This is a genomic window from Stenotrophomonas sp. SAM-B (assembly GCF_013387485.1).
Lineage (GTDB): Bacteria > Pseudomonadota > Gammaproteobacteria > Xanthomonadales > Xanthomonadaceae > Stenotrophomonas > Stenotrophomonas maltophilia_AA.
Window position 1 is genome coordinate 109,348 of the sequence record NZ_JABBXB010000001.1, and the last position, 20,312, is coordinate 129,659.

The window sequence follows — 20,312 nt, forward strand, 5'->3', positions numbered from 1 at the left end:
GATCAAGGATGTATCCGATGAACCCGCACGTGGAACGTACTGACATCCTGGTCATCGGCGCCGGCCCGGCCGGTTCCGTGGCCGCTGCGATGCTGCGCCAGCAGGGTCGCCAGGTGCTGATCCTGGAGCGCCAGCAGTTCCCGCGCTTCTCGATCGGCGAGAGCCTGCTGCCGCAGAGCATGGAGTACATCGAGGCCGCCGGTCTGCTGCAGGATGTGGTGCAGGCCGGGTTCCAGTACAAGAACGGCGCGGCCTTCGTGCGCGGCGAGGCGACCACCGAGTTCGACTTCCGCGACAAGTTCTCGCCCGGCTGGGGCACCACCTACCAGGTGCAGCGCGCCGACTTCGATGACGTGCTGGCGCGCGGTGCCGAGCGCATGGGCGCCACGCTGCGCTTCGGCGATGAAGTGCTGTCGGTGCAGCCCGGGCGCCCGGCGCGGGTGCAGGTGCGCCGCCCGGACGGCAGCGAATACACCATCGAAGCCGGCTTCATCCTCGATGCCAGTGGTTTCGCCCGGCTGCTGCCGCGCCTGCTGAAGCTGGAGTCGCCGTCGAACTTCCCGGTGCGCGGCGCGATCTTCTGCCACGTGCGCGACCACATTCCCGCCGGCGCGGGCTTCGACCGCAACAAGATCCTGATCACCACCCATCCCGAGCACGTGGACGTGTGGTACTGGACGATTCCGTTCTCCAACGGCTGCTGTTCGCTGGGCGTGGTGGCCGAGCCGACCTTCTTCGAACGCTACCCCGGTACCGATCTGGAGAAGCTGCAGGCGATCGTCGGCGAAGACCCGAACCTCACCCGACTGCTCAGGAACGCCGAGTGGGCGGTGCTGCCGGTGCGCACCATCACCGGTTATTCGGCCAACGTCTCTTCATTGTGGGGCGAGGGCTATGCGTTGCTGGGCAATGCCGGCGAGTTCCTGGACCCGGTGTTTTCCTCGGGCGTGACCATCGCCTTCAAATCGGCGCAGCTGGCCAGCGATTGCCTGGCACGCGAACAGGCCGGCGAAACGGTGGACTGGGAGCAGGACTTCTCGGTGCCGTTGCGCGCCGGCGTGAAGACCTTCCGGCGGTTCGTCGAGGCCTGGTATGCCGGCGGCTTCCAGAAGATCATCTACCATCCCGATCCGCAGCCGGAGGTACGCCGCATGATCTCTTCGATCCTGGCCGGCTACGCCTGGGACACGCAGAATCCGTATGTCGCCGATGCCAGTGGCCGGCGCCTGCGCGTATTGGAGGAACTGTGCAGCGCCTGATCCTGACCCTGTTGCTGAGCCTGTTGCTGGCCGCGTGTGCCAGCACCCGGATGCCCACGCCGCTGGTACAGCTGCCCACGCTGCAGCTGGCGCCCTCGGCGTTGCCGCAGCCGGTGCAGCTGCAGCAGCGCCTGCAGTTCCGCTTCGGCAGCCACGAGCGCGAGCTGGATGCGCTGCTGGAAGTGGATGCCGGGCAGGTGCGGTTGGCCGTGCAGGCCATGGGCCAGACCGGCGTGCGCATGGTCTGGGACGGGCAGCACCTGGAACAGACCCGTGCGCCGTGGCTGCCGCCGCAGGTGCGCGGCGAACGCGTGCTGGACGACCTGCAGTTCTCGCTCTGGCCGGCGGCGGCGATCCGCGCCGCACTGCCGGCCGGCTGGACCCTGCAGGAATCCGATGGCGTGCGGAGCCTGGAGCAGGGCGGCAAATCCTGGCTGGTGCGCGACACGCTGCCCGATGGCCGCGTGCGCCTGCGCAACCTGGCCGAGGGCTATGAACTGGTGATCGAATCGATGGACATGGGGCAGGGCCAAGAGTGAGCAGCAGTGCGGTCTATCTGAACGAACTGGGCGTGATCTGCGCGCTGGGCGCCGACCGCGCCGAGGTGCGCGGCGGCCTGTTCGCGGCACAGCCCGGTGGATTGCGCGACAACGATGCCATCCTGCCCGGCCGCACGCTGGCACTGGGGGAGGTACATGCGCCGTTGCCGGACCTGGCCGAGCTGCCGGTGGCGCTGCGTGGCCGCAACAACGGCCTGCTCGACGCTGCGCTCGGCCAGATCCGCGAGGCCGTCGCTGCCGCCGTGGCCCGCTTTGGCGCCGAGCGCGTCGCGGTGATCATCGGCACCAGCACCTCGGGCATCGGCGAATCGGAGAGCGCGCTGCGCACCTACCATCGCGACGGCACATGGCCGGCCGATTTCCATTATGCGCAGCAGGAAATGGGGACCGCCGCGCGCTTCGTGCGCGAGCGGATCGGCAGCACCGGCCCGGCGTGGACGATCTCCACCGCGTGTTCCTCCAGCGCCAAGGCGCTGATGTCGGCCGCGCGCCTGCTGCAGGCCGGCGCGGTCGATGCGGTGGTCGCCGGGGGCGCGGATTCGATGTGCCGCTTCACCGTGGCCGGGTTCAGCGCGCTGGAGTCGGTCTCGGCGTCGCGCTGCAATCCGTTCTCGGTGAACCGCAGCGGGATCAACATCGGCGAAGGCGCGGCGCTGTTCCTGATGACGCGTGAGCCGGGCCCGGTGCGCCTCGCCGGTTGGGGCGAATCCTCCGACGCGCATCACATGTCCGCCCCGGACCCGCAGGCGCGCGGCGCGATCGATGCCATGCAGCAGGCGCTGGACCGGGCCGGCCTGGCCGCGGCGCAGATCGACTACGTGAACCTGCACGGCACCGCCACCGGCCACAACGATGCGATGGAAAGCCAAGCGGTCGCGGCGGTACTCGGCACGCAGGTGCCGGCCAGCTCGACCAAGCCGCTGACCGGGCACACGCTCGGTGCCTCCGGGGCGATTGAAGCGGCGCTGTGCTGGATGACGCTGGCGGACAACCCGGACCAGCAGCTGCCCACCCACTGGTGGGACGGGCAGGCCGATGACGCCTTGCCGGCGCTGGCGCTGGTGGCACCGGGCACGTGCGCCGCGCAGCCGCTGCAGCATGTGCTCAGCCACTCGTTCGCCTTCGGTGGCAGCAATGCCGTGCTGGCGCTGGCCCGGGGATGAGCATGCCGTTGCCCGATGACATCGACGCGGTGCTCCCGCACCGCGACAGCATGCGCCTGATCCACCGCGTGGTGGCCTGGGAGGACGCGTCCATCGCGGTCGAGGTGGACGTGCCGGCGCAGGGTCTGTTCTGCACCCCCGACGGTGTGCCTGCCTGGGTCGGGGTCGAATACATGGCCCAGGCGATAGCCGCCTGGGCCGGGTGCCGCGCGCGCCATGCGGGCCGGGTACCGTCGATCGGCTTCCTGCTCGGCACCCGCCGTTACACCGCCCACCAGCCGTTCTTCGCCGCCGGCAGTTGCCTGCGGGTGGAGGCGAACTGCGAGCTGTTGGGCGAGAATGGCCTGGGCATGTTCGCCTGCCGGATCCTGGCAGGTGATATCGAAATGGCGGTCGCCAACGTCTCCGTGTTTGAACCCACGGATGCGATGGCCTATCTGGAGACTGGAGAGGCATGACAGGGAATTTGACCGTGCTGGTGACCGGCGCCAGCCGTGGCATCGGCCGTGCCGTGGCGCTGCGTTGCGCGCGCGACGGCTTCGATGTGGTGGTGCATTGCCGCAGCCGCATCGAGGAAGCGCAGGCCGTGGTGGCCGACATCCAGGCCCTGGGCCGCCAGGCCCGGGTGCTGATGTTCGATGTGGCCGACCGTGACGCCGCGCGCACCGCGCTGGAAGCGGATATCGCCGAGCACGGCACCTATTACGGGGTGGTCTGCAACGCGGGCATCGCCCGTGACGGCGCCTTCCCGGCGATGCCGGCCGAGGATTGGGATGCCGTCATCCACACCAATCTGGACAGCTTCTACAACGTGCTGCATCCGTTGGTGATGCCGCTGGTGCGCCGGCGCAAGCCGGGCCGCATCGTCACCTTGTCCTCGGTGTCCGGCCTGGTCGGCAACCGCGGCCAGACCAACTACAGTGCGGCCAAGGCCGGGATCATCGGCGCCACCAAGGCGCTGGCGCTGGAACTGGCCAGCCGCGCGATCACCGTCAACTGCGTGGCCCCCGGCCTGATCGAGACCGAGATGGTCAATGAGGAAGTCGTCGAGCACGCGCTCAAGTTGATTCCCGCCAACCGCCTGGGCCAGCCGGACGAGGTCGCTGCGGCGGTGTCCTTCCTGCTCTCCGAATCGGCCGGGTACATCACCCGCCAGGTGATCTCGGTCAACGGAGGCATGGTCTGATGGCCCGTCCCGATCGTCGCGTCGTGGTCACTGGCGCCGCTGCCATCAGCCCGCTCGGGCAGGATTGGGCGAGCATCCGCGCGCGCCTGCAGGCGCGGACCAACGCGGTGCGCTACATCCCCGAGTGGGAAGTGTTTGATGGCCTGAATACCCGCCTGGCCGCGCCAGCCGAAGAATTCGAGCTCCCGTCCAACTACAACCGCAAGACCACCCGCAGCATGGGCAAGGTGGCGGTGATGTCGGTGCGCGCCACCGAACTGGCGCTGGAGGCGGCCGGCCTGCTGGGCCATCCAGTGCTGCGCAGTGGCATGGCCGGCGTCGCCTACGGTTCGTCCTCGGGCAGCCACGAAGCCACCGCCGAGTTCGGCCGGATGCTCCATGAGCACACCACCGAAGGCATCAGCGCCACCACCTACCTGAAGATGATGAGCCACACCTCGCCGGTGAACATCGGCGTGTTCTTCGGTTTGTCCGGCCGCGTCTACACCACCTCCAGCGCCTGCACCTCGGGCAGCCAGGGCGTGGGCTCGGGCTACGAGGCGATCCGCAGCGGCAAGCAGACGGTGATGGTCACCGGCGGTGCCGAGCAGCTCGACGCCACCGCCGCAGCGGTGTTCGACACCCTGTTCGCCACCAGTGTGCGCAATGACGCGCCGCAGACCACGCCCAGCCCGTTCGATGCGAACCGCGACGGCCTGGTGCTGGGCGAGGGCGCCTGCACGTTGATCCTGGAAGAACTGGAGCATGCGCAGGCGCGCGGCGCCACGATCCTGGCCGAAGTGGTCGGCTACGGCACCAACAGCGATGGCCAGCATGTCACCCAGCCCAGCGCCGGCACCATGGCGCAGGCGATGCGGCTGGCGCTGGAGGATGCCCAGCTGGCCGCCGATCGGATCGGCTACGTCAACGCACACGGCACCGCCACCGAGCATGGCGACATCGCCGAAACCCAGGCCACCCACCAGGTGTTCGGGCCGGGCATGCCGATCAGCTCGCTGAAGAGCTACGTCGGCCACATGCTCGGCGCCTGCGGTGCGTTCGAGGCCTGGCTCAGCATCGAGATGATGCGCGAGGGCTGGTTCGCCCCGACCCTGAATCTGCATGAGGTCGATCCCCGCTGCGGTGCGCTGGATTACATCGCCGGCGAGGGCCGCGCATTGCAGACCGACTACGTCATGAGCAACAACTTCGCCTTCGGCGGCATCAACACCTCGTTGATCTTCCGCCGCTGGCAGGACTGACCGCTGTTTCCGGCCCGCGTCGCGGGCCGGCCGTTCCGTAGACCCCTCGCATCCCCCCAACAAGGAGAAAGTTGAATGCGTCGTTTTGCCCTGATCGCCGTCACCGCCCTGCTCGCCGTTGCCAGCACCGCCCAGGCCCGCGATACCCGTGTCGAGCAGTCGCTGCATGAGCTGGTCAATTCCGCTGAAGCCCGCAATGTCGGCATCGACGGCAGCGTGAAGTTCTATCTGGCCGGTGAAAAGGTCAGCGTGGTGGAACGTCTGGGCGAGGACGTGACCAACAAAAAGACCAACGCCGCCAACAAGAGCGACGCCGAGGCCTGCCGCTGGGTGGCCCTGTCGGCGCTGCGCGCACTGCAGGATGGCGCCAAGTCGCGCGGTGCCAATGCCGTGGTCGACATCGTCAGCTACTACAAGAAGAACGAATTCAAGAGCACCACCAACTACGAATGCTATGCGGGCGCGATCCTGGCCGGCGTGGCGCTGAAGGGCACCTACGCCAAGGTGAAATAAGCACGCACGACCACCGTCCCCCGGGGCGGTGGTCGGCGGAAAGCGACGCATTCATCACGGCGGCGTGGGCAGACTGCAGCGGCGCCCAGCTGAACGACATCGCGACATTGATGAACCTCATGCTGTCCCGCGACGGAAAACCGACAGCAGACCGTGCACGCAGCTTTCACCTGTGCCGGCTTTCCTCCACAATCATTGCCATTCACTACCCTGGGCAAAGCCCTGCGGCATGCAAGCCTACGTCTATAAAAGCCAACGCAAGCAGGACAGCTTCGTCTATCTCGCCGTTCGTGATGACTTCTCGGTCATCCCGGACGCGGTGAAGGCCTCGCTGGCGCCGTTCCAGTTCGTTCTCGAAGTGGCCCTGACTCCCGACCGTCGCCTCGCCCAGGCCGATGCCGCACAAGTGCGCCAGAACCTGACCGAGCGGGGATTCCACCTGCAACTGCCGCCGCCGCCCCTGGCGCCGGTCCGGATCCCGCGACGCAATGACTGACGCCCAACGCCCCCGCGCCGTTGCCTCCGCTGCCGCGCTCGGCGTGCTGCTGGCCCTGGCTGCGGCCGTCGGTGGCGTGCCCGGCGCTGTGTGCGCCGCGCTGGCCCAGCCGGCGTTCGCGCTGGCGGTGTCGTGGTGGCGCCGCACCCGGCCGCTGCAAGCGCTGCCGCAGGTGGCGCGCCAGGATGCTCCCGCGCTGCTGGCGCTGTGGTCCCTCGGCCCGCTGCTGCTGACGTTGCTGGTGGCCTGGCCACTGAGCGCACTGCACGACAGCGGCAGCCTGGCGGCCGTCCTGGGCCTGAGCGTGGCGGTCAGCGCCGCGCTGCTCGGGGTCTGGCGGACCTGGCCGTTGTGGAATGACGTGGAGCGCAGCGAAGGCAGCCTGGCGCGCCACTGGCAGACCCTGGCCGGGCGCGACCTGACCGCCTGGCGCGGCCTGGCCGTCGCCGCGCTGGTGGTCCTGGTCTGCGCGCTGGTGGTGCTGCCGGCGTGGCCGGGCCTGGTGTCGGACGCACTGCACTGGCCGATCGCCGCTGCGGTCGTGCTGCTGTCGCCGTTGGCGCACGTGCTGCTGCAGGCGATCGCCCCGGCCGACGCGTTGACGGCGACGTTGCCGGTCCAGATGAGTGGCGACCGCGAGGATCCGTTCGCCGGGCATCACGCCGAGCCCACGCCGCTGGAATCCATCGGCCTGCACGAACAGCAGCCGGCGCTGTACGACGCCGCGCGCAGCGGTCGGGTCGACCGCGCCCTGCAGCTGCTGCAGGCCGGCGCGGACCCGCACGGCCTGCCTGATCCGGCCTGGCGCGACCAGCGCAGCCTGGCCGTGCTCGCCGCGGTGCTGCCGGACCTGCGCCTGCTGCGTGAACTGATCGCCCGTGGCGTGGGCGTCAACGCGCCGCATCGCGGCATGACCCCGCTGCTGGCCGCCACCCGCGACAGCTGGCACGGTCGCCCCGAGGCGGTGATGACCCTGCTCGCCAACGGCGCCGACCCGCGTGCGGTGGACAGCGAAGGCAACACCCCCCTGCACCATGCCGCGCGCAGTTCCGATCCCGGCGTCGCCGCCCTGCTGCGCGATGCCGCCGCCGAAGTGGACGCGCTCAACGACGATGGCTGGTCACCGCTGGCGGTCGCCTGCCAGGTCGGCAACTGGCGCTTGGCCAAGTTCCTGCTCGAACGCGGCGCGAAGACCGAGCCGGCCGAAGGTACGCCCGTGCTGCTTGCCGCCGCCGGTACCGAAGAAGACGATCCGGCCGGTGTGCAGCTGCTGCTCAAGCACAAGGCCCGCGCCGACGCGCGTGACCGCCAGCGCCGCAGTGCGCTGCACGAAGCCGCGCTGGCCGGCCATGTCGACATCATCGATGTGCTGCTGGCCGCCGGCGCCAATCTGGAAGCGCGCGATGCACTGGCGCGCACGCCGTGGCTGGAAGCCGCGCGTGGTGGCCGTGCCGGCGTGGTGGAACACCTGCTGCCGCACCAGCCCGACCTCAATGCGGTCGATGGCGAAGGACGCAATGCGGTACTGCTGGCCTGCATGGCGGACAACGTGTCGCCGCTGCTGGTGCGCCGCCTGCGCGACCTGGGCATTGCCGTCGACGTGGCCGATCCACAGGGCCGTCGCGCGGTGGACATCGCCGCCGGCGCCGGGCGCTGGGCGATCGTGTCGCTGCTGGATCCCGCCTACCCGCTGCCGTCCGCGGTCAGCGATGGCCTGGTGATGTCTGGTGACAGCGATGCGGCCGCGCCCTCGCTGCCGGACCGCCCGCCGCTGGAACTGCTGCGCGAAGCGCTGAGCTTCGGCAACGTGGAGGGCATGGCCGCGCTGGCCCGCCTGTGTGCGCCCGAGGAACTCGGTGCGCTGCTGCACGATGCCGAACTGGCGCTGGACCCACAGGCGCTGGACTGGTTGCTCGCGCATGGTGCGGCGCCCGAAGTGCTCGATGCCTGCGGTGATACCCCGATGTTCGCGCTGCTGGCGCGGGGCATCGACGCGGTGCCTGCGCTGCAGGTGCTGCTGCGCCGTGGCCTGTCCCCGGCCGGCCGCGGTGGCCTGGCGCGGCTGCTGAGCGCCTGCGCCCAGCACGACCACGCCTCGCGCGGGCTGGAACAACTTGCGCTGGAACTGCTGGAACGCGGCGCGGATCCGTTCGCGCCGTCGCCGGCCGGCGACCCGCCGCTGTCATTGGCCGTGCGCCTGGGCTGGCTGCGCCTGCAGCACGCGCTGCTCACCCAGGGCGTGGACCGCGAAGCGCGCGACAGCCATGGCATGACCGCGCTGCATCTGGCCACCGCGCTCGCACGCGAAGGCTCGATCAAGCTGCTGGTCCAGCAGGGCGCCTCACCCGAAGCGCGCGCCGCTGACGGCCAGACGCCGCTGGGCGTGGCGCTGTCGATCGGTCGCCGCGACCTCGCCGACTGGCTGGACTGGCGGGTATGGCCGTTGCCGCGCCGCGCGCTGCGCGACGGCGACCTGCCGGCTGCCGCGATGGCCGGCGATGCCGATGCCGTGCGTCGCCTGATCGATCTCGGCTTCGGCGTCGATGTGGTCGACGCCCAGGGCTGCACCGCGCTGCTGCGTGCCGCCGGTGGCGGTCACCTGGCCGTGGTCGACCTGCTGCTCACCCGCGGCGCGAATCCGCAGCATGCCGCGGCCAGTGGCGCCACGCCGTTGTCGGCGGCGGTGAGCATGCGCCAGATCGATATCGTTTCGGCCCTGCTGGATGCCGGTGCCGAACTCGAATACCGCCTGCCAGGCGGCGTCACCGTGCTGATGCTGGCCTCGGCGCTGGGCCTGCCGGACATCGTCTCGCGCCTGCTCACCGCCGGTGCCAACGTCCATGCGGGCGATGCCCAACAGCTCGGCCCGCTGCACTGCGCCGCGCTGTACGGCTTCAGTGCGCGCGACCGCTCGCGTCTGCTCGCGCTGCTGGACACGCTGCTGCTGGCCGGCGCCGAACCGGACCAGGCCGCTGTCGGCTCGGTCACGCCGTTGCTGCTGCTGCTCGGCGCCCGCGCCGAACCGGGCACCGCCTGCGACGAGCAGATCGTGCTCGCCGCGGTGGAGCGCCTGCTGGACGAAGAGGTCTCGCTGGACGTGCGGGATCCGCGTGGCTTCGGTCCGCTGCATCTGGCGGCCCTGCACGGCCTGCCGCTGCTGGTGCAGCGCCTGCTGCGTGCCGGCGCCGACCCGGACGTGCGCGATGCACTCAACCGCAGCCCGCGCGAGATCGCGGTGATGCGTGGTTTCATCGACGTCGCCGGCGAATTCGAACCGCTGGTGCCGGGGGTGTCCTCGATGGCCCGGTTCCTGCGCGATAACGGCTGAGCCCCGCCTGGTAATGCCGGCCGCTGGCCGGCAGCGCTCAATGATGCACGGGCAGGTGCACCCGCAGGTCCATCAACGCGGTGGGGTGCCGTCCGCACCCTTCCCATCACTCTCCGCATCCGCCTCGAACAGATGCATCAGGTCCGCACGCGCATCGCGCGAGGTCTGGATCACCGCCGCTTCGTCGTCGTAGACCAGGTACTGGTCGCGCAGCAGCTTCTCGTCGTGCTCGCGGAAACGCTGCACATGGTTGCGTGCGGTCTCCACCGACATGCCGAGTGCGATCAGCATCCGTTCGCTCAGTTCCAGGCTGGTCCCGAACACTTCGCGGAACGGCTCGGCGGACATGTCCATCAGGCGCCACGCATGCTGTCGGTTGCGCGCGCGCACCAGCACCACCGCATCCGGGTACATGCGCCGGATCAGCCGCGTGGCCCGCATGTTGGCGTCCGGATCATCCAGCGTGACCACATACACGCGGATGTGCTCGCCGCCGGCGGCACGCAGCATTTCCGGCCGGGTCGGGTCGCCGTAATACAGCTTGTTGCCGAAGCGGCGCAGGTCCGAGACCGTGTCCGGATTGGACTCCAGCGCCACGAACGGAATCTTCTGCGCGGTCAGCAGGCGCGCCACGACCTGGCCGAAGCGGCCCATGCCGGCGATCATCACCTGGGGCTGCACATCGTTGATATCGACGGTGTCGGCCGGCTGGGCGGGGGCCTTGGGGCCCTCGTCGCGGCCCAGCAGGCGGATCAGGCCGATCATCAGCAGCGGGGTGATCGCCATCGACAGGCCGACGATCGCCACCAGCCGGTCATGGTTGGCGTTGCCGAGCAGATGCGCGCGCTGCGCCTCGTTGAACACCACGAACGCGAACTCGCCGCCGAGCCACAGCACGCTGCCCAGCAGCACCGCGTGGCGGGTCCGCAGTTTGGCCAGCTTGCCGATCCCGAACAGCAGGCCGAACTTGACCACCAGCAGGATCGCCACGCCCGCCGCGATCATCATCGGCTCGGCGACGATGCGGTCCAGGTCGATGCCCATGCCCACGGCGATGAAGAACAGGCCGAGCAGCAGGCCCTTGAACGGCTCGATCTGCGATTCCAGCTCGTGGCGGAATTCCGAATCGGACAACAGCACACCGGCCAGGAAGGCGCCCAGGCTGGGGCTCAGTCCGGCCTCCTGCATGAACCACGCGGTGCCGAGCACGACCAGCAGCGCGGTCGCGGTGAACACTTCCGGGCTGCGCGTGCGCGCGATGATGTTGAACAGCCGGCGCAGCACCGGCCGGCCGCACAGGATCACGACCGCCAGCGCACCGATCGCGATCGCCACGTCATTCCATTGCAGGGTGTCGTTGCGCGCACCGCCGAGCAGCGGGATCGCCGCCAGCAACGGGATCGCGATCAGGTCCTGGAACAGCAGGATCGCAAAGCCAAGCCGCCCGTAATCGCTGTTGATCGCCTTGTGTTCGGACAACAGCTGCAGCCCGACCGCCGTGGAAGACAGCGCCAGCGCGATACCGACGATCAACGCGCTCTTCCACTGGAAGTGATCCAGCATCAGCAGGCTGCCCAGCACCAGCGCGCTCAGCGCCACCTGCAGCGCGCCGGCCCCGAACACCGAGCGGCGCATCACCTTCAGGCGGGCGGGGGACAGCTCGAGGCCGATCACGAACAGCAGCATCACCACGCCGATCTCGGCGGCACTGAGGATGCGGTCGGCGTCCTGCACGAAGCCCAGCCCATCCGGGCCGAGCACCACGCCGGCGGCCAGGTAGCCGAGCACCGCGCCGAGGCCGAGCTTCTTGAACACCGGTACCGCGATCACCGCGGCCAGCAGCAGCACCAGGGCCAGCTCGAGCGCGCCGCTATGCATGGGAGAACCTGCTCATGGGATCGTGTGCCGTGCGCGTGGAAAACCTCCCCGGCAGCCGGGGCCCGTGGCCGGGGCCACGCACCATTATGCGGCCGGCATGGACGCCGAAGGCCACTGTCACCCGAACGGGCCGCGGCCCAAGGGTTGACCTGCGTCACACCCGGGTCCAGACTGCCCGCCGCTGCTGGCGCGTCCGCCGTCGGCAGTACACCCCTCCGGAGTCTCCAACCCATGTCCAGCGACAGTAGAAGTCGACCTTGCTCGACGCCAGCGATGGCTACCGCCTGACACGGGTCGGTTCGCCAGCGTTGGCGTCGCGCAATGCGATACCCACAGGCGAATACGATGAACCAGAAAGACCTGCTGCGCCCGGTGGCCGATGCCGCCTCGTTGAGCGCACCCCTCGATAATTTCAACACCGCCGATGCGGTGGAATTCCTCAACACCCTGAGCCTGTCGCGCGCCGCCGACACGCTGGCCGCGTTGCCGTTGCCGCGTGCGGTGAAGATGCTCGAACAGCCCGAGCTCAACCGCGGGGGCGATCTCGTGGCGGCCATGCCTGTGGCCCGCGCGGCCGCCCTGCTCGGGCTGATGGCCGACGATCGCGCGACCGATATCGTCCACGAGCTGGACGAGGACGAGCGTGCGCGCCTGATCCCGCTGCTCAGCCCGGAAGCGCGCAAGGCGATCCAGCAGCTGCTGAGCTACCCGGCGCACACCGCCGGTGCGCTGATGACCACCGAGTTCGTCAGCGTGCCTTCGGACTGGACGGTCGGGCGCACCCTGCAGCACATCCGCGAGGTCGAGCGCACCCGCGAGACGGTGTACGCGATCTACGTGCTGGACCCGCACACCCGCGCGCTGGTGCAGGTGGTGACCATGCGCCGGCTGATCACCGGGCTGCCCGAGGAACCCATCCTCGACGTCGCCCAGGTCAACCCGCCGGTGACGGTGGAGGTGCAGATGGACCAGGAAGAGGTCGCGCAGCTGATCCGTCGCCACGACCTGCTCGCGATCCCGGTGGTCGATGCGCAGCACCACGTGCTCGGCATCGTCACCGTGGATGACATCCTGGATGCACTGATCGAAGAATCCACCGAGGACGTGCACAAGTTCGGCGGCATGGAAGCGCTGGAAAAGCCGTACATGCAGATCGGCTTCTTCGAGATGCTGCGCAAGCGGGCGGGTTGGCTGAGCGTGCTGTTCCTCGGCGAAATGCTGACCGCCAGCGCGATGCAGCACTACGAGGACGAACTGGCGCGTGCGGTGGTGCTGACGCTGTTCATCCCGTTGATCATGAGCTCGGGCGGCAACTCCGGCTCGCAGGCCACTTCGCTGCTGATCCGCAGCCTGGCCCTGCGCGAGCTGCGCCTGCGCGACTGGTGGAAGGTGGCGCTGCGCGAGGTGCCGACCGGCATCACCCTGGGCGCGATCCTGGGCGTGCTGGCGATCATCCGCATCGTGTCCTGGCAGCTGCTGGGCCTGCACGACTACGGCGAGCACTGGCAGCTGCTGGCGCTGACGATCGGCGCGGCGCTGGTCGGCATCGTCACCTTCGGCTCGCTGTCCGGCTCGATGCTGCCCTTCATCCTCAAGCGCCTGGGCTTCGACCCGGCCAGCGCCTCGGCCCCGTTCGTGGCCACGCTGGTCGACGTCACCGGCCTGGTCATCTACTTCAGCATCGCCGCCATGATCCTGCGCGGCACCCTCCTTTAACGGGGACGGAGGTAGTTAATAACAGGGACGGAGGTGGTTATTAACCACCTCCGTCCCTGTTACTGTCTCTGTTACTGTCTGGTCGCATGAGCACCTACCACCTGCAAGCCGTCTTCCGCCCGCAGTCGGTCGCCGTGATCGGCGGCAGCCCCCGTGAACGCTCCGCCGGCCGCGCGGTGATGCGCAATCTGCGCGACACCGGGTTCCCCGGCAAGGTCGCCTGGATCAATCCGCGTTACAGCGAGATCGACGGCATCCGCACCGTGAAGCGGCTCAAGGACCTGGATTGGGTGCCGGAACTGGTGGTGATCACCGCCCCCGCCAGCATCGTGCCGCAGGTGGTGGCCACCGCCGCCGAGCGCGGCGTCAGTGCGGCGATCATCCTCACCGCCAACCTGGGCGAAGGCCCGGGCTCGCTGGCCGCGCAGGTGGAGGCCGCGGCCCGGCCCAAGGGCCTGCGCATCCTCGGCCCGCACTGCCTGGGCGTGATCGCCCCGCATGCGCGCTTGAACGCCAGCATCGCCGCGCATTTCCCGCAGGCCGGTGACCTGGCCCTGATCTCCGAATCCAGCGCGATTGCCGCGGCCCTGGTGGAGTGGGGCGTGGCACGCTCGGTCGGTTTCTCCGCCGTGGTCTCGCTCGGCGACACGCTGGATGTCGACTTCGGCGACCTGCTCGATTACTTCGCCACCGATTACCGCACCCGCGCGATCCTCCTCTACGTCGAACACATCCGCGACGCGCGCAAGTTCATGTCGGCCGCGCGTGCCGCCGCGCGCGCCAAGCCGGTGGTGGTGGTCAAATCCGGCCGCCACATCCGCATCAACCCCGATGCCGATACCCATGTGCAGGCGCTGGCCAGCGCCGATGCGGTCTATGGCGCGGCATTCAACCGCGCGGGCCTGCTGCGCGTGAGCGCGCTGGACGAACTGTTCACCGCCGCCGAAACGCTGGGCCGGCTCGGCACGTTCCCCGGTCGCCGGCTGGCGATCCTGAGCAATGGCGGCGGGGTGGGGCGGCTGGCGGTGGATCAGCTGCTGGCCCTGCGCGGCAGCCTGGCCGAACTGTCGCCGGCCACCGTCGCCCAGCTCGATGCGGTGCTGCCGCAAGGCTGGTCGCGCAGCAATCCGGTCGACATCGTGGTCGACGCCGATGGCGACCGCTACGCCGCCGCGATCGAAGCGCTGATGTCCGATACCGAGAACGACGCCGTGCTGGTGGTCAACGTGCCCACCGCGTTCACCTCCTCGGCCGATGCCGCGCAGGCCCTGACCCGCACGCTTGGCCTGCGTCCCCGCCATCACCGCGACAAGCCGGTATTCGCGGTCTGGCTGGGCAACGACGACCGTGCCACCGCCACACTCAACGCCGCGCGCGTGCCGACCTATCCCACCGAAGCCGAGGCCGTCCGCGGCTTCCAGCATCTGGTGCGCTACCGGGATGCGCAGGCCGCGTTGATGGAAACTCCGCCCAGCCTGCCGGAGGATTTCGTGGTCGATACCGCCGGCGCGCGTGCGCTGGTGGACGCCGCGCTCGCCGCCGGTCAGCAGTGGCTGGACCCGATCGCCACCCACCAGCTGCTCACCGCCTACGGCATTCCATCGGCACCGGTGATGCAGGCCCGTGATGCCCACGAGGCGATGGACCTGGCCCAGCCGTTGCTGGAGCAGGGCGCCACGGTGGCGATCAAGGTGTTCTCGGCCGACATCCCGCACAAGTCCGATGTCGACGGCGTGCGCTTGAACCTCAGTACCCTGCAATCGGTGCATGCGGCGGCCACCTCGATCATCGCGCGCGCGCACGAGAAGCGACCGGATGCGCGCATCGATGGCGTGCTGGTACAACCCACCATCGTGCGGCCGAAGGCGCGCGAGCTGATCGCCGGCATTGCCGACGACCCGACCTTTGGCCCGGTGATCGTCTTCGGCCGTGGCGGCACCGCCGTCGAAGTGATCGATGACAAGGCCATCGCCCTGCCACCGCTGGACCTGCGCCTGTCGCACGAACTGATCGGGCGCACGCGGGTCTCACGCATCCTCAAGGCATACCGCGATGTCCCGGCCGCCGACGAACGCGCGGTCGCCCTGATCCTGGTCAAGCTCGCCCAGCTGGCCGCCGACATTCCCGAGATCCGCACGCTCGACATCAATCCGCTGCTCGCCGACCGTGATGGCGTGATCGCGCTGGATGCGCGCGTGGCGATCGCACCGTCGCGCAAGCTGCACAAGGGCCGCGGGCATCCGCGCTTCGCGGTGTTCCCGTATCCCAAGGAATGGGAGCGCACCATCTCCCTGTCCGACGGCGCGCCGGCCTTCGTGCGCCCGGTCCGCCCCGAGGATGACGCGCTGTTTCGCGCGTTCTTCGCCCGCGTCACCGACGACGACCTGCGCCTGCGCTTCTTCCAGTCGGTAAAGCACTTCAGCCACGAATTCATCGCGCGTCTGACCCAGCTCGACTACGCGCGTTCCATCGCGCTGGTGGCCATCGACCCGCGCAGCGGCGACATGCTCGGCGCGGTGCGCCTGCACGCCGATGCGGACTACGACCGCGGCGAGTACGGCATCCTGATCCGCTCCGACCTCAAGGGCCATGGCATCGGCTGGCGGCTGATGGCGATCATGATCGAATACGCGCAGTGGCTGGGCCTGAACATCATTGAAGGCCAGGTGCTGCGCGAGAACAGCACCATGCTGGCGATGTGCCAGAGCCTCGGCTTCAAGACCCGGCTCGACCCGGACGATTCGACGGTGATGGTGGTGACGCTGCCGGTGCAGGACGTACAGGTGCCGCAGGCGCCCGATCCTGCAACGCACTGAGCCGATCGCGGTACGGCGCGTGCACGTGGCCGGGGCGACAATACGGGATGACCGATCGCCTCCCCCTGCTGCTGCTCCCCGGCCTGCTCAACGACGCTGAACTCTGGCGTGCGCAGATCGCCGACCTGTCCGATATCGCCGACTGCATCGTCGGCGACCAGACCCGCGGCGAGACGATGCAGGCGGTGGTCGAGGATGTGCTGGCACAGGCACCGGCCCGTTTTGCGCTGGCAGGATTCTCGCTGGGCGGCTTCGTGGCGCAGGCGATCCTGCGCACCGCGCCGGAACGGGTGCTGCGGCTGGCCCTGATCGACACCTCGATCCATGCCGACTCGCCCGAGCGTGCCAAGCAGCGCCAGACCCAGCGTGCCAGCGTGCGCCTGCCCGGGAAATTCCACGGCTTCGGCGACACCCTGATGCGCAGCTATATCGACGCCTCGCGGCTGGATGACTACGTGCTGGTCCAGCGCGTGCGCGACATGACGGCGCGGCTGGGCGCGGAGGTGTTCCTCCGCCAGAGCGCACTGGACCGGGTGGATGGACATGATGTGCTGGCCGGGTACCGCGATCCGCTGTTGATCGTGTGCGGTGCGAACGACCGCATCACCCCACTGGCGATCAGCGAGGAGATGCACGCGCTGGTGCCGCACTCGAACCTGGTCGTCCTGCCCGACTGTGGGCATCTGGCCCCGATGGAAAAGCCCGACGAGGTCAGCGCGGCAATGCGGGACTGGTTGCGGTGATACCGGCCACGCACTTCCGGTGATGCCGGCCAGCGGCCGGCACTACCCGATGATGTCACGCAGGCGCTGGCTTTTCCGGTAGGTGCCGACCGTTGGTCGGCACGCACCACCCACGCCCGACCAACGGTCGGGCGCTACCGATCAATCCCAGGCCGGCGCGATCGCTTCCGGGTTGGCCAGGCGATGCCCGCGGTCCAGCGTGGCGATCTGCGCCATGTCCTCATCGCTCAACCGCAGCTCGGCCGCCAGCAGGTTGCTGGCCAGGTTGTCGCGCTTGGTCGAGGACGGAATCACCGCAAAGCCCTGCTGCAACGCCCAGGCCAGCGCGACCTGGGCCGGGGTGGCCTGGTGGCGGTCGGCGATGGCCTGGATCACCGGGTCCTTGAGCACTTCACCGTAGGCCAGGCTCATGTAGGCGGTGACATGGATGCCCTGTTCCTTCAGGAACGCGATCAGCGCGCGGTTCTGCAGGTACGGGTGGACTTCGATCTGGTTGGTCGCGATCGCGTCGGCCCCGAGGATGTCGATGGCCTGGCGGGTTTGGGCGATGGTGAAGTTGGAGATGCCGATCTGCCGGGTCAGCCCGAGCGACTTGGCCTCGGCCAGCGCGCCTAGGTACTCGGCCATCGGCACGGCATCCTGCGGCGACGGCCAGTGGATCAAGGTCAGCTCGACGTGGTCGGTGCGCAGCTTGCGCAGGCTCTCGCGCAGGCTGGCCAGCAACGCGTCGTGCTGGAAGTTGGCGATCCAGATCTTGGTGGTGACGAACAGATCATCGCGGGCCACGCCGGATTCGGCGATGGCCTGGCCGACCTCGGCCTCGTTCTCGTAGATCTGTGCGGTATCGATGGCGCGGTAGCCGACGTCCAGTGCGTTGCGCACCGAGTCGATCACGGTCTGGCCCTTCAGGCGGAAGGTGCCGAGGCCGAATGCGGGAATGCTCATGGAAACTCCTTCATGGGGTGAGGTGCAGGCTACGCCGTGCACCGTAAAGCGACGTAGAGCCGACCGTTGGTCGGCTGCGGTTGCGTGAAACGAATCGTTGGGCGACTGCTGTCGCGTAAGGCGAACCGTCGGTCCGGGCTCGGTCAGTGCGCACTCACGGCGATGCCTTCGGCGCGGTCGGCCACACCATCGCGGCGGTCCAGGCGGCCACTTAACGCGGTCAGCCCGAAGGCGCCCATCACCACCAGCGCGCCCAGCCACGGGGTGTGCATCAGGCCGACGTGATCGACCACCAGGCCACCGAGCGAAGCACCGAGTGCGATGCCGATGTTGAACGCGGCGATGTTCAGGCCCGAGGCCACATCGGCGGCCTGCGGGGCGAACCGCTGTGCCTGCTTGACCACGTACACCTGCAGCCCCGGGACGTTGCCGAAGGCCACCGCACCCAGCGCCAGCACGGTCAGCAGCACCAGCCAGGTGTTGTAGGCGGTGAAGGTGAGCACGAACAGCACGGCCGCCAGCAACGCGAAGATCAGCTTCAGTGCCGGGATCGGGCCGCGACGGTCGGCCAGCCGGCCGCCCCACAGATTGCCGATCGCCACCGACACGCCATACACCAGCAGCACGCCGCTGACCGCATTGGCGGAGAAGCCGGTGACGTCCTGCAGGATCGAGGCCAGATAGGTGAACGACAGGAAGGTGCCGCCATAGCCGAGCGCGGTGATCGCGTATACCAGCAGCAGGCGTGGCTGTGCGAGCACGGCGAGCTGTTGGCCGAACGTGGCCGGCGCGCTGCGCTGCAGGTTGCGCGGCACGAACAGCAGGCTGCCGATCAGCGCGATCACGCCGAGCGCGGCCACGGCCAGGAAGGTCGCGCGCCAGCCCAGGTGCTGGCCGATGAAGGTGCCCAGCGGCACACCGGTGACCAGCGCCACGGTGAGGCCGGTGAACATGATCGCGATCGCACTGGCCGCCTTCTCCTTGGGCACCACCGAGGTGGCGATGATCGAGCCGATCGAGAAGAACACGCCGTGCGCCAGGCCGGTCAGCACGCGCGCCACGATCAGCGCGCCGTAGCCCGGGGCCATCCAGGCAATCAGGTTGCCGAGGGTGAACAGCAGCATCAGTGCGACCAGCAGAGTCTTGCGCGGCACCCGGCCAGTCAGCGCGGTGAGCACCGGCGCACCGACCGCCACGCCCAATGCATACAGCGACACCAGCAGCCCGGCCGAGGGCAGGGTGACGCCGAGGTCGGCGGCGATGGTCGGAATCAGGCCGACGATGACGAATTCAGTGGTGCCGATGGCGTACGCACCCAGCGTCAACGCCAACAAGGCCAAGGGAATACCACGGGACATGGACGGATACCGGTGGGGAGTGAGGCTGCGCAGTCTGCGCGCCGTACTCTTGCGGAAAAAGCGGCCTTCACGCCAATCACTGTTGCCCCATCGTCAATAATGGAGCACCTCCACCGTGCCGCCGCCATGAAAACGACCCTGGATGAGATGCAGGCCTTCATCGCCGTGATCGACAGCGGCTCGATCACCGCCGCCGCCGAACAGCTGGGCCAGACCACCTCCGGGGTCAGCCGGGCGCTGGGCCGGCTGGAGGAAAAGCTCGGCACCACGCTGTTGACCCGTACCACGCGGCGCCTGCAGCTGACGGAAGAAGGCGACGCCTTCCTGTCCCAGGCCCGCGCGATCGTGGCCTCCGTGGAAGCGGCCGAGGAGCAGATCGCCGCCCGGCGCCAACGCCCGGCCGGGCGCCTGCGCGTCGATGCGGCGATGCCCTTCGTGCTGCACGTGATCGCCCCGCTGGTGGCCAGCTACCGGGCGCGCTATCCCGACGTGGCCCTGGAGCTCAACAGCAGCGAGCGCTACATCGACCTGCTGGAGCGGCGCACCGATGTCGCCATCCGGATCGGGCCGCTGGCCGATTCCACCCTGCATGCGCGGCCGCTGGCCCACAGCCGCCTGCGCGTGATGGCGAGCCCGGCCTACCTGCAGCAGCACGGCACCCCGCGCGACGTGGCGGCACTCGGCGAGCACACGCTGCTCGGCTTCAACGAGCCCGATTCGCTCAACCACTGGCCACTGCCCGGCGCGACCGACGCGCTGCTGCACGTGCGCCCGGCGGTGGCGGTGTCCAGCGGCGAAACGCTGCGCCGGCTCGCGCTGGAAGGCGTCGGCATCGTCTGCCTGTCCGACTTCATGACCCACCGCGACCGCGAGGCCGGCGCCCTGGTGCAGCTGCTGCCGGAGATCACCGTGGAAGTGCGCCAGCCGATCCACGCCGTGTACTACCGCAACACGGCGGTCTCGGCGCGGATCAGCTCGTTCCTCGATCACCTGGCCGAGGCCATGGTCGGCACCCCCTACGTCCGGTAGTGCCGGCCGCTGGCCGGCACCGTCGCGATGTCCGCTGCATACGGTTGCCGGCCAGCGGCCAGCGGCCGGCACTACGGCTGC

Annotated in this window: 16 protein-coding genes; 13 read left to right on the forward strand and 3 right to left on the reverse strand. The window is 69.2% G+C overall.

Going from position 1 to position 20,312, the window contains the following annotated elements; all coding sequences use genetic code 11:
* Positions 1–17: 17 nt before the first annotated feature.
* The 9 genes from HH110_RS00475 (at position 18) to HH110_RS00515 (ending at position 9,746) form a co-directional block, all read left to right on the forward strand.
* Positions 18–1,259: an NAD(P)/FAD-dependent oxidoreductase gene (locus tag HH110_RS00475; protein ID WP_176987830.1), complete on the forward strand. Its 1,242-nt coding sequence runs from the start codon at positions 18–20 to the stop codon at positions 1,257–1,259.
* On the forward strand, positions 1,247–1,798 hold the full coding sequence (locus HH110_RS00480) for a DUF3261 domain-containing protein (protein WP_176987831.1): 552 nt from the start codon (positions 1,247–1,249) through the stop codon (positions 1,796–1,798). Before HH110_RS00475 ends, HH110_RS00480 begins: the two co-directional genes overlap by 13 nt.
* Positions 1,795–2,982, forward strand: a complete 1,188-nt coding sequence (locus tag HH110_RS00485) for a beta-ketoacyl-ACP synthase (protein WP_176987832.1) — start codon at positions 1,795–1,797, stop codon at positions 2,980–2,982. The genes HH110_RS00480 and HH110_RS00485 overlap by 4 nt, the downstream gene beginning before the upstream one ends.
* 2 nt (positions 2,983–2,984) lie before the next feature.
* Positions 2,985–3,440: a hypothetical protein gene (locus tag HH110_RS00490; RefSeq protein ID WP_241696353.1), complete on the forward strand. Its 456-nt coding sequence runs from the start codon at positions 2,985–2,987 to the stop codon at positions 3,438–3,440.
* Positions 3,437–4,168, forward strand: a complete 732-nt coding sequence (locus HH110_RS00495; protein ID WP_176987834.1) for a 3-ketoacyl-ACP reductase FabG2 — start codon at positions 3,437–3,439, stop codon at positions 4,166–4,168. The genes HH110_RS00490 and HH110_RS00495 overlap by 4 nt, the downstream gene beginning before the upstream one ends.
* A complete protein-coding gene (locus tag HH110_RS00500; protein ID WP_176987835.1) occupies positions 4,168–5,409 on the forward strand; it encodes a beta-ketoacyl-ACP synthase in 1,242 nt (413 codons plus the stop codon). Before HH110_RS00495 ends, HH110_RS00500 begins: the two co-directional genes overlap by 1 nt.
* A 75-nt stretch (positions 5,410–5,484) precedes the next feature.
* Complete coding sequence (locus tag HH110_RS00505) at positions 5,485–5,922, forward strand: excinuclease ATPase subunit (RefSeq protein WP_176987836.1); 438 nt, start codon at positions 5,485–5,487, stop codon at positions 5,920–5,922.
* Positions 5,923–6,151: 229 nt separating this feature from the next.
* Positions 6,152–6,418 carry a YcgL domain-containing protein gene (locus tag HH110_RS00510; protein ID WP_176987837.1) on the forward strand — a complete coding sequence of 89 codons (267 nt, stop codon included), beginning with the start codon at positions 6,152–6,154 and terminating at the stop codon, positions 6,416–6,418.
* Entirely contained in the window at positions 6,411–9,746 is a 3,336-nt protein-coding gene (locus HH110_RS00515; protein ID WP_176987838.1) for an ankyrin repeat domain-containing protein, read from the forward strand. The genes HH110_RS00510 and HH110_RS00515 overlap by 8 nt, the downstream gene beginning before the upstream one ends.
* A gap of 72 nt (positions 9,747–9,818) precedes the next feature.
* On the opposite strand, the gene HH110_RS00520 is transcribed toward HH110_RS00515, so the two are convergent.
* Positions 9,819–11,624 carry a monovalent cation:proton antiporter-2 (CPA2) family protein gene (locus HH110_RS00520; RefSeq protein ID WP_176987839.1) on the reverse strand — a complete coding sequence of 602 codons (1,806 nt, stop codon included), beginning with the start codon at positions 11,622–11,624 and terminating at the stop codon, positions 9,819–9,821.
* A 345-nt stretch (positions 11,625–11,969) separates the two neighbouring features.
* Here HH110_RS00520 and mgtE point away from each other — a divergent pair, with 345 nt between their 5' ends.
* From mgtE to HH110_RS00535, 3 genes are all read left to right on the forward strand, one after another.
* Positions 11,970–13,340: a magnesium transporter gene (mgtE, locus tag HH110_RS00525; protein ID WP_176987840.1), complete on the forward strand. Its 1,371-nt coding sequence runs from the start codon at positions 11,970–11,972 to the stop codon at positions 13,338–13,340.
* An 86-nt stretch (positions 13,341–13,426) separates the two neighbouring features.
* On the forward strand, positions 13,427–16,156 hold the full coding sequence (locus HH110_RS00530; protein ID WP_176987841.1) for a bifunctional acetate--CoA ligase family protein/GNAT family N-acetyltransferase: 2,730 nt from the start codon (positions 13,427–13,429) through the stop codon (positions 16,154–16,156).
* A 47-nt stretch (positions 16,157–16,203) separates the two neighbouring features.
* Positions 16,204–16,899: an alpha/beta fold hydrolase gene (locus HH110_RS00535; RefSeq protein WP_176987842.1), complete on the forward strand. Its 696-nt coding sequence runs from the start codon at positions 16,204–16,206 to the stop codon at positions 16,897–16,899.
* A 141-nt stretch (positions 16,900–17,040) separates the two neighbouring features.
* Here HH110_RS00535 and dkgB read toward each other — a convergent pair whose 3' ends face one another.
* Together dkgB and HH110_RS00545 are read right to left on the reverse strand one after the other, a co-directional pair.
* On the reverse strand, positions 17,041–17,844 hold the full coding sequence (gene dkgB / locus HH110_RS00540) for a 2,5-didehydrogluconate reductase DkgB (RefSeq protein ID WP_176987843.1): 804 nt from the start codon (positions 17,842–17,844) through the stop codon (positions 17,041–17,043).
* Between the two features lie 143 nt (positions 17,845–17,987).
* The gene (locus HH110_RS00545; RefSeq protein WP_176987844.1) at positions 17,988–19,202 is read right to left on the reverse strand and encodes an MFS transporter; all 1,215 of its coding nucleotides are present in this window, start codon (positions 19,200–19,202) and stop codon (positions 17,988–17,990) included.
* Positions 19,203–19,328: 126 nt separating this feature from the next.
* On the opposite strand from HH110_RS00545, the gene HH110_RS00550 reads away from it, so the two are divergent.
* Positions 19,329–20,231 (forward strand): LysR family transcriptional regulator, encoded by a 903-nt coding sequence (locus tag HH110_RS00550; RefSeq protein WP_176987845.1) that lies wholly within the window; start codon positions 19,329–19,331, stop codon positions 20,229–20,231.
* The last annotated feature ends 81 nt before the right edge of the window (positions 20,232–20,312 follow it).

Excerpts from the sequence above, each read along its gene's own strand:
- HH110_RS00475 (WP_176987830.1), top strand. The coding sequence starts at position 18 with ATGAACCCGCACGTGGAACGTACTGACATCCTGGTCATCGGCGCCGGC.
- HH110_RS00490 (WP_241696353.1), top strand. The coding sequence starts at position 2,985 with ATGCCGTTGCCCGATGACATCGACGCGGTGCTCCCGCACCGCGACAGC.
- HH110_RS00495 (WP_176987834.1), top strand. The coding sequence starts at position 3,437 with ATGACAGGGAATTTGACCGTGCTGGTGACCGGCGCCAGCCGTGGCATC.
- HH110_RS00500 (WP_176987835.1), top strand. The coding sequence starts at position 4,168 with ATGGCCCGTCCCGATCGTCGCGTCGTGGTCACTGGCGCCGCTGCCATC.
- HH110_RS00505 (WP_176987836.1), top strand. The coding sequence starts at position 5,485 with ATGCGTCGTTTTGCCCTGATCGCCGTCACCGCCCTGCTCGCCGTTGCC.
- HH110_RS00510 (WP_176987837.1), top strand. The coding sequence starts at position 6,152 with ATGCAAGCCTACGTCTATAAAAGCCAACGCAAGCAGGACAGCTTCGTC.
- HH110_RS00515 (WP_176987838.1), top strand. The coding sequence starts at position 6,411 with ATGACTGACGCCCAACGCCCCCGCGCCGTTGCCTCCGCTGCCGCGCTC.
- HH110_RS00520 (WP_176987839.1), bottom strand. The coding sequence starts at position 11,624 with ATGCATAGCGGCGCGCTCGAGCTGGCCCTGGTGCTGCTGCTGGCCGCG.
- mgtE (WP_176987840.1), top strand. The coding sequence starts at position 11,970 with ATGAACCAGAAAGACCTGCTGCGCCCGGTGGCCGATGCCGCCTCGTTG.
- HH110_RS00530 (WP_176987841.1), top strand. The coding sequence starts at position 13,427 with ATGAGCACCTACCACCTGCAAGCCGTCTTCCGCCCGCAGTCGGTCGCC.
- HH110_RS00535 (WP_176987842.1), top strand. The coding sequence starts at position 16,204 with ATGACCGATCGCCTCCCCCTGCTGCTGCTCCCCGGCCTGCTCAACGAC.
- dkgB (WP_176987843.1), bottom strand. The coding sequence starts at position 17,844 with ATGAGCATTCCCGCATTCGGCCTCGGCACCTTCCGCCTGAAGGGCCAG.
- HH110_RS00545 (WP_176987844.1), bottom strand. The coding sequence starts at position 19,202 with ATGTCCCGTGGTATTCCCTTGGCCTTGTTGGCGTTGACGCTGGGTGCG.
- HH110_RS00550 (WP_176987845.1), top strand. The coding sequence starts at position 19,329 with ATGAAAACGACCCTGGATGAGATGCAGGCCTTCATCGCCGTGATCGAC.